Annotated in this window: 11 protein-coding genes and 2 pseudogenes; 10 read left to right on the plus strand and 3 right to left on the minus strand. The window is 48.7% G+C overall.

From position 1 onward, the window contains the following. The 4 genes and pseudogenes from L693_RS31355 to L693_RS29950 all read left to right on the plus strand — a co-directional run. Positions 1-531: pseudogene (locus tag L693_RS31355) on the plus strand (glycosyl hydrolase); the annotation flags it as partial. Beyond that, positions 528-1,307 carry a hypothetical protein gene (locus L693_RS31360; RefSeq protein ID WP_231503618.1) on the plus strand — a complete coding sequence of 260 codons (780 nt, stop codon included), beginning with the start codon at positions 528-530 and terminating at the stop codon, positions 1,305-1,307. The pseudogene L693_RS31355 and the gene L693_RS31360, both read left to right, overlap by 4 nt. Before the next feature lie 51 nt (positions 1,308-1,358). Beyond that, positions 1,359-2,419, plus strand: a pseudogene (locus L693_RS0111085) (glycoside hydrolase family 88 protein). Between the two features lie 9 nt (positions 2,420-2,428). Further along, positions 2,429-2,749, plus strand: a complete 321-nt coding sequence (locus L693_RS29950; RefSeq protein ID WP_025717300.1) for an RDD family protein — start codon at positions 2,429-2,431, stop codon at positions 2,747-2,749. A gap of 275 nt (positions 2,750-3,024) precedes the next feature. Here L693_RS29950 and L693_RS0111095 read toward each other — a convergent pair whose 3' ends face one another. Next, positions 3,025-3,507 (minus strand): GNAT family N-acetyltransferase, encoded by a 483-nt coding sequence (locus L693_RS0111095; protein WP_025717301.1) that lies wholly within the window; start codon positions 3,505-3,507, stop codon positions 3,025-3,027. Between the two features lie 116 nt (positions 3,508-3,623). On the opposite strand from L693_RS0111095, the gene L693_RS0111100 reads away from it, so the two are divergent. From L693_RS0111100 to L693_RS0111125, 6 genes are all read left to right on the plus strand, one after another. After that, the gene (locus tag L693_RS0111100) at positions 3,624-4,490 is read left to right on the plus strand and encodes a LysR family transcriptional regulator (protein ID WP_025717302.1); all 867 of its coding nucleotides are present in this window, start codon (positions 3,624-3,626) and stop codon (positions 4,488-4,490) included. A gap of 252 nt (positions 4,491-4,742) precedes the next feature. Continuing rightward, positions 4,743-6,710, plus strand: coding sequence for an ATP-dependent DNA helicase (locus L693_RS0111105; protein ID WP_025717303.1), 1,968 nt, complete (start codon positions 4,743-4,745; stop codon positions 6,708-6,710). After that, the gene (locus tag L693_RS0111110) at positions 6,704-7,003 is read left to right on the plus strand and encodes a DUF6509 family protein (RefSeq protein ID WP_025717304.1); all 300 of its coding nucleotides are present in this window, start codon (positions 6,704-6,706) and stop codon (positions 7,001-7,003) included. The genes L693_RS0111105 and L693_RS0111110 overlap by 7 nt, the downstream gene beginning before the upstream one ends. 267 nt (positions 7,004-7,270) lie before the next feature. After that, positions 7,271-8,194, plus strand: a complete 924-nt coding sequence (locus L693_RS0111115) for a PLP-dependent cysteine synthase family protein (protein ID WP_025717305.1) — start codon at positions 7,271-7,273, stop codon at positions 8,192-8,194. 1 nt (position 8,195) lies between these two features. Then, positions 8,196-9,326, plus strand: a complete 1,131-nt coding sequence (locus L693_RS0111120) for a bifunctional cystathionine gamma-lyase/homocysteine desulfhydrase (RefSeq protein WP_025717306.1) — start codon at positions 8,196-8,198, stop codon at positions 9,324-9,326. Between the two features lie 301 nt (positions 9,327-9,627). Beyond that, positions 9,628-12,378, plus strand: coding sequence for a PHB depolymerase family esterase (locus L693_RS0111125; protein ID WP_025717307.1), 2,751 nt, complete (start codon positions 9,628-9,630; stop codon positions 12,376-12,378). Positions 12,379-12,531: 153 nt separating this feature from the next. On the opposite strand, the gene L693_RS0111130 is transcribed toward L693_RS0111125, so the two are convergent. Together L693_RS0111130 and L693_RS30575 are read right to left on the minus strand one after the other, a co-directional pair. Beyond that, a complete protein-coding gene (locus tag L693_RS0111130; protein ID WP_025717308.1) occupies positions 12,532-13,449 on the minus strand; it encodes a hypothetical protein in 918 nt (305 codons plus the stop codon). After that, on the minus strand, positions 13,442-13,594 hold the full coding sequence (locus L693_RS30575) for a phage shock protein B (protein ID WP_167518747.1): 153 nt from the start codon (positions 13,592-13,594) through the stop codon (positions 13,442-13,444). Before L693_RS30575 ends, L693_RS0111130 begins: the two co-directional genes overlap by 8 nt. Positions 13,595-13,598: the final 4 nt, after the last annotated feature.

Genomic DNA, 13,598 nt, shown 5'->3' on the forward strand with positions numbered 1-13,598 from the left:
CCTCGCTTTACCGGCTTGGGACTGTACCAGGACGGTCCGCTGGACCGACCCAATAGCCCGTTCGCCTACGATATCGTCACTCGCTTTCATTTGGGCGTGATGCTGGAGAACGGATATGATGGCGGCTGCGCTCTGGAGCTTCGTGATCATCTTCGCAGAGGGGCGCTCAGCTCACTGCTGGCGTTATCCCCGCACGGGGAAATTCCGCCGCGTGGTCGAAGCGCGCAGCATCAGTGGAACGAAGCGGCTGCGGCCTTTGTCTTTACGACCCATGCACAGCAGGCTAATGCAGCAGGCGAGCACGGGCTTGCGGGTGCGTTCCGGCGAGCAGCGGACCTGTGCTGGCAGGCGATTAGCCGCTGGCAGGTCGATGACGGCAAGCTGCATATTGTCCGTAATCATTATCCGTCTGAGGCACGACATGGCTTCGAGGTGTACTCGAACCACACCTGCTACAGTCTGTGGACAGCGGCTGCACTGGCGTATACCCTTCTGCATAGTGAAGGGTTGGATGATATTCTCCAACCTTGATCCCAGCTGAAATTGGTAGCCGGGTGCTGGAAACGGACGGCTGGTTCCAGACAGTTATTGCAGCCGTAGACGGGCAGCAAATGCTTGTGCAGACGTCGGTCAACGACCCGTACAATATTCCTGGTATCGTGCGTATTCAACAGTCTTCACTACCGCCACTGATCGGTCCGTCCTCAGCGGGCCATGCAGACCGCGGCTTTACAGGCTTTACGGAAGGGGACATTTTCCCGCTAAGCTATACTCCGGCCTGGCAAACGGAGGACGGGAAATGGCACAGTCTGTCAGAAGGCATCCCCGGAACGCTGGAATTCGACCGGGATGGAGGGATTGATCCGCAGGATGGTGGCGGGTCCGTACAGGTGGAGCAAAGCTCAGCAACTGATGGAGCAACGGATTTTACACTGCTATGGAGAGGCCCGTTCCCCGGGGTGAGGGAAATCCGGACACATTATCGTCAGGTGCGTGGAAAAATTGAGGTGAGATATGAGCTTCAAGGCAATATTCAGCATGTGGGAGCACTTATTCCCTTAATGGCGTATGACGGCCGGGAGCGCAGCGTAATTCATCATGTTATGTCAGCGGGAGAAGAAACGGAAAGCATTCGGGTGGAATACGCAGGCGCAAGCCTTGAAGTCATCCCGACAACGGAAGGAACGAACGTGGTCTGGCCAGAGGAATTAACTTCCGTAGCCTGCCGGAATGGCTTACTCAAGGGGGCGCGCCTGGAATGCACAGGAAATCGTATTTCCTTTATCATACGGCTGCCTGAATATTAGGGCTGAAGCGATAGACTTTTTAACTGGTGGAAAAGGGGAGAGGTAAAGTAAATGACAAAAACAGAAGCATGGCTGGAGCAATCGTGGGAGCTGGCTTTGGACAAAACGCTTGCCTTGGCGGCAAGGCTGGGGGACGCTTTTCCCCATGTTGCGGAGGGCGGACGCTATGACAAGCGTGAGGAAGCGTGGTGGACAGCAGGCTTTTATCCGGGACTGCTATGGCTTGTAAACCGGGCTCGCCCTGACAGCGGAGCTGCCGGGATTGCGCAGCGGTGCGAGAGTCGTTTGGAAAAAGTGCTCTTTAACAGTGAAGCAGTAGACCATGATCTTGGCTTTATTTGGATGCTGAGCGGTGTAGCCGCCTATTGCTTGACCGGAGATGCAGAGTCCAGAAGACGGGGGCTGCTGGCTGCCAATCTGCTGGCCGCTCGTTTTAACGTGAACGGTCGCTTTATTCGCGCGTGGAATTTCCAATCGAAGGACATGGATACACGGGGTGTTGCGATTATAGACAGCATGCGGATACCGTGGCCCGTGAATTTGTCCGTGCAGACGGCTCCATCGCACATGTGGTCGAATTTGATCCGGAGATTGGAAAAAGGGTCACCGAGCATGGCGGGCAGGGGTTCGCTCCCGGTTCTGCCTGGGCACGTGGCACGGCATGGGGGTTGTACGGCTTTACGCTTTCGTATGGATACACGCGCGATTCGCGCTATTTAAAGGTAGCTGAGAACACAGCAGACTTTTTCCTGTCCCAACTGGGAGATGCTTGTCTGCCTGTGTGGGATTTTAGAGCCGTAGAGGAACATCGCGAAGCATGGGATTCATCTGCTGCGGCCATTGCGGCAAGCGGTTTGCTGGAACTGGCAAAATATTCGACGCGTGCAGAGCATTTTACCCAAGCGGCAGAGTCCATTCTCATGGGCTTGCATCACACATGCACGGCGTGGGGCGAGGACCGCGAGGGATTGCTGATGAACGGAACGGTACATTATCCTGAGCAAAAATACATCAACGTTCCCATTATCTACGGCGATTATTTCTTTGTTGAGGCATTGGCAAAGCTGCGCGGAGAAGAAGGTTTGTTTAGTGTTGAAAGCAAAACAATATAGTGCGTAAAGTTGGGCAAAATAAAAGCAACATCAGGGAAGCTTGTATTTTCTCTAATTGTAGTAGACAAGGATGGAAAGCGGCTTGGATTCTTGCACGCCTCCGGGCGTTACTGGATTAAAGCTATTTCTTTTGTGACTATTTATATTATTTACATTGTGGTCGCTTTTATTGCGAAAAAACAGGGAGTCTACGATCTTTGTGCCAACACCTTAGTTGTGAATACTTCCAATGCGTCAGAGCAGGCTGCGAATAGCGTGGCCCATAAGGAAGCTGTCTCCACAACACTGACTACCCGAGAATACACAGACGTTCAAAACGTAAAGCTCTGATTTCAGTAAATCCTCAGAGAATCATGTATGTGGGTATTGAGCCGGGGGATTTGCTTACCTTAGGTGTACATCTAGTGGGTGCAAGCCTAAGCGTCATCCAATCCCAAATCGTGTCTGGAACCTCACCAAGTTTCTTCGGAAATAAAGTATTAGGCTAGCCCTGAAAATGAAACAGCGGTGGACCAGGACTTGAAAAAAAAGTCTAGACTGCCGCTGCTTTTGTTGTGCTATCGTCTCCCGTTAAAGCTGGATCTTCGAAAATTTTGTCTCCCTATTCATTTTAGTTCCAACTCCATAAACACATCCGCTCTTACATAGGGCATGGGCCCGAGTTGCTCAACAGGAACGTGCTTGAATCCAACCGATTCGTAAAGATGAACAGCGTTTGGTAGCCTGGTGCTACTGCCCAAAAAGAGAGAAGCTGCGCCAAGCACGCGTGCGCGGTTAATGGCGGCATGGATGATTCTCCGTCCGTATCCGCGCCCTCGCGACTCGGGTGTAACGCCCATTTTCGAAAGCTCGAACACGCCAGTTCCGGTCGGAACGAGTGCAACGCATCCAACGATTGACTCGCCAGCGCGCGCGATGAGTACGTCTCCTCCTCGGTTCAAGATGTTCACCACCGGGTCATCGAGGATGGCACGGTCCGCTTCTTCGATGGCGAAGAGGCGATCGATCCATTCCTCATTAATTGTTTTGAATGCCCAAGCTTCTTCGGGCGTCTGCATTGAAGTGATCGTGAGCACTGTTTCAAGCATGCTATTACCTCCATTTGTATAGTCTACTTCCACTGTAGAAAAAATCGAATAATTGATCAATGTCGATTATTTGATTATGATCATAGATAATATCTATGATTGGACGGTGGCAACTAATGGAACATCGATTATTGACTTATTTTTTAATGGTCTGCGAAGAGCTTCATTTTACGCGAGCGGCCGAACGGTTGTTGATCAGCCAGCCGACGCTCAGCCATCAGATCCAATTGCTAGAGCACCAGCTAGGTATGCCGTTGTTTACCCGCATTGGTAAGAAGGTTTATTTGTCCGAGGCGGGATATATTTTGCGAAGCCATGCGTTAAACGCCTTTCACGAGTTGGACCAAGCTCGGGTGGCCATCGAAGAGCTTAGAGGCATGAAGCGAGGCCGCCTGCGGATTGGCTGTGCGGGCAATCATCTACTTTTGCCTGCCATCACTGCGTTTTATCGGCGGTATCCGGAGATTGAGCTGTCTGTTCAGGAATTGGCGACCGAGGAAGTCAGGGAGGGGCTGCTCACCAATCGGGTCGATCTCGGTATTGTCTATCTACCGCTAGATCACAAGCAGCTAGAGAGCATTGAGCTGTTCGAGGACGAGCTGCAACTTGCCGTCATGGCAGGACACCCACTCGCTGCGGCGGATGTCGTCCCACTCGTCGAGCTTCAAGCACATCCTATCGCCATGCTTCAGCCCAAGTTTCTCGTACGCCAGTTCTTCGACAGGTATTGTGAGAATGCAGGCTTCCAAGCCAAGCCGATCCTGGAACTCTCCACTTTGGAATCATTGCTGCAGGTCGCGATGTCAGGTGTTGGTGCAGCCATACTGCCACGATCTTACCTCCAAACAGTTAACCAGCCTGCTATCAGCAAAATCTGCCTCAAAGATCCTGCTCCCACACGGAAGATTGGTCTGGTTTATCGCAAAACCTCCTATCTCAGTGCTGCAATGAAGACATTTATCACCCAAATGATGGTGCGATAATTCTCGACACATTCTAAAAATGCATAATCTTGTTGAACTGCTGTTTGGAAAAAGTGACGATGCTGAATCCGGATCTCATTTCTTTTTAGTGATTGGGATGTAAAGACCATTGATTCGTCCTTTATTTTAAAGAGATTCTTATTTCGACATAAAAAAATGCAGCCTGTTCTTACAGTTTACATATTCCTTTTAGGTCGTTTTGGGTTATAATGAAAGGATGCACATTATGAACGAATTGGAGGCACAGCCCGATTGACTACTTACCCTTTTGCCTTTGATCCGTCCAAGCCGTTTATTGAGCAGGCAAGTGACTGGATTGCGGATGTATTTTATGAAGTTTTGCCTGAAGTCGGCTTTGAGGTTCGGGATGAACAAATTTATATGGCATTTCAGCTGGAGCGTGCCTATAAGGAGAAAAAGACCATTTTTGCGGAAGCAGGTGTGGGCACGGGCAAAACGCTGGTATACCTGCTGTACGCGATTGCATATGCACGGTACATGAGAAAACCTGCGATTATCGCCTGTGCGGACGAGTCACTGATCGAACAATTGGTGAAGCCGGAAGGGGATATCGCCAAGCTGGCACGGCATTTGAATCTGACGATTGATGCCAGACTGGGCAAGTCGCCGGATCAGTATATCTGCCTAAACAAGCTGGACGAGGCTCGAAGCGGGCTGGACGAGGATGCGGATGTCTTTCGTGATATTTATCAGGATTTGCCGGATTTTGTCCATTTTCCAGACACGTTGCAGTCCTTCATCCCTTACGGGAACCGCAAGGAATATCCTGAGCTAACAGACAGACAATGGAGCAGACTGGGATGGGATGTTTTTCAAGACTGTCTCGTTTGTCATCAGCGTCATCGCTGCGGGCAGACGTTGTCCCGTGATCATTACCGCAAGGCGGTAGATTTAGTGATCTGCTCACATGATTTTTATATGGAGCATGTATGGACCTATGAGGCGAGAAAACGTGAGGGACAGCTCCCGTTGCTACCGGAGCACAGCTCTGTTGTCTTTGACGAAGGCCATTTGCTGGAGACAGCAGCACAGAATGCGCTCACCTACAAACTGAAGCATACACAATTCGAAGCGATTATTACCCGTCTGCTCGAGGGAGAAATACGGGAATCCCTGGCAATGACGATTGAAGATGCGATATCCCAAAGTGAGGCTTTGTTTGCTGTGCTTCAAAAGAACAGCCAAGCTGTACATGGCTCGGATCGCAAGGAATTTAGTCTGGATGAGTCACTGATTCGAGAGGTGAACCGTTTCAGCGACTTGATCGGTACCATTGAAGAGGAGCTTGTCTTTGAAAGCGGACTATTCTCGTTGGATGAGTACCAGCTCAAGATCGTGGAAGAGCATCTTGAAATGATCCAGACGGCCCTGGCTTTGTTCAAACACCCTGAACGTTTGATTTCGTGGTTGATTGAGGATCAGGATGGATTAACGCTCGTGGTTATGCCCAAAATGGTAAAGGAGATTCTCAAGGAGCGGGTATTTGCCCAGCATATGCCTATCGTATTCTCGTCAGCTACCCTTTCCGTGGAGAACTCCTTTGACTACATGGCGCAGAGCCTCGGAATTGAAAATCCGCTGACATTTTCCGTGGCTTCACCTTATGAGTATGCTGATCAGATGCAGGCGGCGCTGTATCCGTCACAACCGGGGCATAATCCTGTCGGGAGGGTGCTGGCGCTACTGGAGAAATCGCAAGGCAGAGCACTTATCCTGTTTCCTTCACAGGAGGAACTGGTTATATTTCAAACGGGCCTCACTGCTTATCCGGAGGCATCTGCTTATCGTTTTCTGTACGAAGGTTCGGCTGAAATCAGCCATCTGATCTCGGCTTTTCAGAATGATGAGGAAAGTGTCTTGTGCGCTGTTACTTTATGGGAAGGACTGGATATCCCTGGACCGTCTCTGTCGCATGTCATCATCTGGTCGCTGCCTTTTCCTCCAAATGATCCAGTGTTCACGTCTTTGCGCAAGGATGCGGCGGATCCATTTATGCAGATAGATATGCCTCATATGGCGCTTAGACTTAGACAAGGCATAGGACGTTTAGTTCGCTCGCGCAATGATCGGGGCTGGATCTCAATTATGGGTGAGGATTTAAATCGTCAAGAAGTACGTACTCAAGTTGAACAGCTACTGCCTGCGGGCGTAAAATGCACAGTAGTTGAAGGAAATCCGGAGGGAATAAAGACATGTTAAATTTTACATCGTACACGGTGGAGCAGATTAAAGACGCTTTTGGTATTTTGAGCGGGCAGCGGTATGAATTTATCATTGAGGTTGAAGTTGAAGAGGACGACGAGCTCTACACCGAAAACGGACTGCATATTCGCGCCCTTTATTTAGTAGACGAGGGAAAATCCAAATTGTTGAAGTATGAGCTGATTGAAAAAGCAACGAATCGTTACATTGATCTTGAACTTGAAGAAGATGAGTTGCAGGCCGTTGAGAGCTTTTGTAAAGAGCATGTAGAGGACGGGACTACAAAGTAATAGAATGGAACATTTAGCTGATATAGCTAACCTATAACGATTCATGATGTATAAAGGAGTCCTGGCCTGATCAGGCTCCTTTTTTTCATGACCAGACAAGGGGATATATTATTTGACAAATGCTTGAATTACACATAAAATCTTATTGCATCAATACTTACCGTATTACTATGTTTTTACGGAGATGATAGCGAACTTCTCCGACAATGGGTGTTATTTTTGGCCATTGGTTTATTTTGGATTCGCCATTAAAAGGAGCTTGAAATTATGAATGTATATCACAATACTCTTGAACTTATTGGACGCACGCCACTCGTGGAGCTGAACAGCTATTCTCTACCGAGAGGAATTCGTTTGTTCGCCAAGCTGGAGTTTATGAATCCCGGCGGTAGTGTGAAGGACCGGGTGGGTAAGGCTCTCATTGAAAAAGCATTAAAGACAGGTCAGTTGAAGCCAGGCGGGACTTTAATTGAAGCAACAGCAGGTAATGCAGGTATTGGCCTTGCGATGGCGGCGCTTCATTACAATATCTCGGTTATTTTTGCTGTACCTGAGAAGTTCAGCCAAGAGAAACAGGACCTGATGAAGGCATTGGGAGCACGCATCGTTCATACCCCGACAAGTGAGGGAATGAAGGGAGCCATCGAGAAAACAAAAGAATTGGCTGCTGAAATTAAAGATGCTTACTTGCCACGTCAATTCAGCAATCCGGATAATCCAGAGGCATATTATACGACAATGGGCCCTGAAATTTGGAACGATCTGGATGGAAAAGTCGACGTATTTGTGGCAGGAGCAGGCTCGGGGGGAACATTTATGGGAACCTCGCGTTATCTTAAGGAGCAAAACGCAGCCATTAAAACGGTAATCGTGGAGCCGGAAGGGTCCATTTTGAATGGCGGCGAGTCAGGTCCGCATAAAACAGAAGGAATTGGCATGGAATTGATCCCTGAGTTTGTGGATAAAGGGTATTTTAATGCCATTCATACGATTAGCGATGTTGATGCATTTAACCGTGTCAGGGAACTGGCCGCACGTGAAGGAATTCTCGTTGGCAGTTCTTCAGGGTCTGCTTTGCATGCTGCTTTACTGGAAGCAGAGAGTGCACCGGACGGCGCACATATTGTAACCATTTTCCCGGATAGCAGCGAACGTTATCTGAGCAAAAAAATATATGAAGGCGGGATATAAAATGAAACGCAAAACAAAACTGATTCACGGTGGTCTTCCTACCGATCCCCATACAGGTGCGGTTAACGTTCCTATTTATCAGGTAAGCACTTATGAGCAAGAGGAGATTGGTGTTCACAAGGGCTACGAATATTCGCGTACAGGCAATCCGACCCGGTTTGCACTGGAAGAGCTGATCAAGGAGCTGGAGGAAGGCAAACGTGGTTTTGCATTTGGCTCCGGGATGGCAGCGATCCATGCGGTATTTTCACTGTTCAATGCAGGAGATCATATTCTGCTGACGGATGATGTATACGGGGGCACCTATCGTATCGTAAGCAAGGTGCTCAGTCGGATCGGGATCGAGTCCACATTCGTGGATACGACTGACCTGGAGGCCATCTCCAAAGCAATCCGTCCGAATACGAAGGCACTGTATGTGGAAACGCCAACGAATCCGCTGCTGAAGGTTACAGACATTCGTGCAGTTTCGGAGCTGGTGAAAAAAAATAATCTGTTGTTGATTGTTGACAATACATTTGCCACTCCTTATTGGCAGACGCCTATTACACTCGGAGCGGATATCGTCGTTCACTCTGCTACCAAATATTTGGGTGGACACAGCGATGTTGTAGCCGGGCTGGCTGTAGTAAACAGCGACGAGCTGGGAGAGCAGCTTCATTTTGTGCAAAACGCCATTGGCGGTATTCTCGGCCCGCAGGATTCATGGTTATTGATCCGTGGTATCAAAACTTTGGGTCTGCGTATGGAAGCGATCGAGCAAAATGCGAAGGCAATTGCAGCCTTTTTGGAAAAGCATCCGAAGGTTAGCAAAGTATACTACCCTGGACTGGAAAGCCATGCGCAGCATGAGCTGTCCAAAACACAGGCAGATGGCTTTGGCGGCATTATTTCCTTTGATGTAGGCAGCGATGCCAATGCGGTTGCACTGCTGAAAAAGGTGAAATATTTTACGCTGGCTGAGAGCTTGGGGGCGGTTGAAAGTCTGATTAGCGTTCCAGCACGTATGACACATGCCTCCATCCCGGTAGAACGCCGTGCAGAGCTGGGTATTACTGAAGGTTTGGTGCGGATCTCAGTGGGGATTGAAGATATAGAGGATTTGATTGAGGATTTACAGACAGCATTGTAGGACTAAAAAAGGTATAAAGATCAAAAGAGGCGGCTGAGGCTGTCTCTTTTTCTTTTTTGTTCCGATCTTATTGCTTTCCTCGAAAACCGAGTATAATGCTCGGCGGAGCGAAACTCGTGGAGCGCTCTGCTTTCTTCGGTTTTTTGGTTTATCACAGCTTCTTTTTTTGGAAAAACAGAGGAGTAAATAGAGATGATAACGAATAGTTTTATATAGTTGCTTTTAAGGTTAACGGAAAAATTTCTGGAAGAATATCGTGGTTACGTCTTTCGAGGAAACAAAAACCTGGAGGGGGAATGTTATGAGGTTCACACATCTGGAAAAAGCAACAACTGTGCTGCCGGATCATCCGGTTCGCTTGACGTCTGCTTATGCAATTGGTCCGGTAGAGCTGCCGGAAAATTGCGGTGTGGGCAGGGAATGGTCGAATCATTTCACCCATGAAGACTGGAATTTGGAAAAGGCATGTGAAGAGGGACTAGAGCTCGCAGCCGGGGGAAAGGTAGCCTGCCGATTATTAACCGAGCTTGACCCCCGGAATGCGGAACTGAATTTAGGTGTTTTTCCGCCTTTGGCCGAGCAAGAAAGGCTTTTATTGGTTTCCAACCTTCGTTGTATGACAGCACAGGAAGTCGTTATCAGACCGTTTGAAGGGACAGGACAGATTTGGATAGACGGCATACTGGTATATGCGGAATCCGGTCCTTTTCGCTTGTATATGGAGGAAGGCGATCATACAGTGATCATCATCGCAGCGTTTATTCCCGATGAAGCCCGTTCTATTCGTATTAGCGGAAATCAGATATGCGATCATCCAGATGTGGCAGAACTGCATCGTGAATTTGTAGAGCGTAATATACGTTTTCATATGGCTTGGCTGGAGGTTGAGAAAAGTGCGGAGAGGGAGGGGGGGAAAAGCCCGATCTCGTTTTATTTGCTGCGTAAGGATCGTGTGGATCTTCCAGCAGATCAAATGGTATGGGTTGAGGTAACGAATGATGCGGGAACGAAGCTGGATCGGTTTCCAGTAACCTGGGAGCAGGAGCAAAGATACGCCTGGGATAAGGAAATGATCGAGAACACGGGGATGCTGCATTTTACGGTTACATATCAGGATCAAAAGGCAGGAGAGCATCGTTTTGTATACTCGGTACTTGTACGTCCTTTGTCTGACGTTGTGCAAGGTTTGCAAGAAGAATATGACCATTACAAGCAAGCTCATGCCAAGGATACTAATGCTGTACAAAAAATACAGATTGAAGGACTGCTAGAGGAATTAAAAAGGTTAACGGCCTTGCCGGAAGATCCTTTTGAAATCTGGGATTATAGGGTTGTACGTGAATATATCCAGCTATTAAAACAAATTTTCACATATGGATTCGCCGAACAGTCTCAGCATCCGTTTTCATTTCAGGAAAACAGCATCTTTTTGTCTCCTGACGGACTTGGTGAAGGCTTTTTTGTCTCCCGTTTGGATAACAGTATACAGCGCTATACCGTACAGCTTCCAAGAAGCTTTTCGCCAGAACGGCAGTATCCATTGATTGTCCTGATGCCGGGCAAGCGGTATGAGCTGGGTCTGCCGGACTTCCAGCAACGTAATTTCGGGCGGGACTGGGAGGAGGAGGCGTTATTCGTGACTTTTTCGTGTCGTGGCGTGACATTGGGCAGCTATATTGGCGAGGCTGCTTTTCTGGAGGCGTTAGAGGTCATTCTGCAAGCGTACCCAGTACATGAAGACCGAATCTATCTGACGGGTTATTCTAACGGAGCATATGCTGCCTGGGCAATGGCACAGGCGTATCCTTCGCGTTTTGCGGCTATTGCTGTAATCGCAGGTGCGCCACATCCCAAACAGCTAATGAATCTGTCCAATTTGCCTATATTAAACATCGTTGGCGAGCAAGATTATCTGTTTGCCCAAGCCTATGAGGCTCCTGCGGCCGAACTTGCATCCAGTCATTTCAAAGGTGTGGTGGAGCAGGGCTCTAATCATTGGGATACGCATGAGCTGAGGCTTTTGGACGGCGTGCTGGGCTGGCTTATGCAATGGAAAAGAGATGCCGCACCTCAGCGTATTGCTTACCGGACGGAACGGGACAGACATAATCGTGCTTATTGGCTGGAACTGACACGAATGGATGAACATGAGGAATATGCTGAGCTGTACGGTGAAATGAGCACAACAGGCAAATTGGACGTTACAGCCGTTCATGCTGACGAATTTATCATTCACCTTTCTCATGAGGTCATGGCCTTGGAGCTGGCCCAGGTTCGTATCGGTGCTCGTATTTTCGTGCTGGATCTGCTGGAATACAGTCGCTTTCGCTTTGTTAAAATGGAGTCACAGAAGCGCCCCTCACCTGAATACCGTTTGATTGCTGAACGGGGGAAAGAAAGCGGTGTAAGCTCTACAAAAGAAACAGAGGCCGAGCAGGAAATAAACGGAATGGGGAGCGCAGGAAGAAATGCTCGAAGCCACGGCATGGGCGTGCTTGACGTTTATATGGATCGACTTCATATTGTCCTTCCATCCAGCTACGCTACACCGGAGGAAGAACAGGCGATGAAACGGACAGCGAACGCCTTGGCCAACCCGCGGACAGCGACCTGGAATCCCTATATCGGTGTCTATTATCCTGTAGTGTCTGCTAGTGATATATCGGAGGAGGATCTCGCTGACAGTAACGTGATCTGTATCGTTTCGGGCTTGGCCAGACATGAGCTGCTTCAGCGACACCAGGGAAATCTGCACCTCGAATGTACGGAGGAAGGATACACACTGGGCGGTGATTTCATAGCAGGGGAATATGGTCTGTCATATATTCAACCCAGCCCTTGGTCTGCATGCCGGCAAATGCTTGTCGTAGCGACCAATTCCCCTCGAATGCTAGGCAAAAACCTGTTTATGCGCAAGCTGATTATGCCCGGTTATTTTAATGGTCTACACCCGTATTTGAATAAGGAGATTATTGTGTATGATAGCAAGGGTGTGCGTGCTTTTAATTTTACTTCCATTCAAGATGCGTGTCACAAGCTACAAGGTCAATAATGAAGACAAGCTAATGAGACACATATATCCTGTTAAAGTCCAGAAATTAAAAACCGTCCGGAGGCACGTTGGCGATCCTGACGGTTTTTTTCTGATTTGTTGCAGTGATTTGTGCTCGATATGACGTCATATATAAAAGGGCGTTGTAGCCAATCAGCTTTTATACTGCTCCATCAGATACAGGATCTTCACTTCATCGGCCAAATCTCCGAAGGGTTCTAACGGATATTCCTGAATGATATGATATAATCGTTGGACTCGTTCCTTGGGTAACTTGCGAGCATATCTGGAAATAAATGCGGCATGGGTGACCACGTAACGCTTTTTGCGGACAGCCGCACTGGCTACACGGACGAGAATATCCTCACCCCCTGCCATTTCCAATATGCGACGCTCATAAAAGACGACGTACCGGAAGGTTCGATCCTTGATCAGCTCACGCTTTAATCTGGCAATCTCTCCGATATATCTGACCATAAGCGGCTCAAAGCTTTTGATCAGGAGAGGGTCTAGTGTCAGCTCCATGTCTTTGCGAAGAACAAAAGATTGCAGCAGGGCGACCTGCTGCAGCCTTATCCGGTCGTTATGAATGAGAACGGCAATCTCACGCAGCATCTCATAGGAGACACGCTCACTGAGCTGTCGCAGGGCAACTGCATTTTTATGATTGACGTTTAGCCCCTCCTGGATCTGTGCTATGCGTCCTCTGAACAGGCGTATAAGCTGTCTGCGCTTTTCAAAAGGGTAAATACGCTGCTGCAGAAGCACCAAGGGCAGCAGGAGAAGTGCACCGACAATACCACACAGAAGCATTTGCTGCGTTGAATGACCAAAAAAGACAGCAGCGGCCAACAGCACAATGCCAACGGCGAGGTCTTTACGGAAATAACGTTTGGCACTGAGCTTGGCGTATTGCTCTACAGGAACCAGCGCATCCCGCCCGCAGGATGTACACTTCTCTTCCCAAAGGGCGGTGAATTGTCCACAACGCTTGCAGATTCTCAGCTTCTGAAAGGCATGCTCTGTGCGGGCAAATGGGCGGAATTGTACTGCCTGTTTGGAATTATTCATTGCGCTCACTTCTCCGGTTCAGCAGTGCCAGAAGCTCAGTGTCGATTTGCGTAATCGACGGTGCACGTTTTTTATGTATATAGTAAATGATTAATTTAATAGCGACAAAAAGAAACAAAATCGCCAGACATCCGTATGAGATCATAGTG

The sequence above is a fragment of the Paenibacillus sp. 1-18 genome (genome assembly GCF_000520755.1).
Classification (GTDB): Bacteria; Bacillota; Bacilli; order Paenibacillales; family Paenibacillaceae; genus Paenibacillus; species Paenibacillus brasilensis.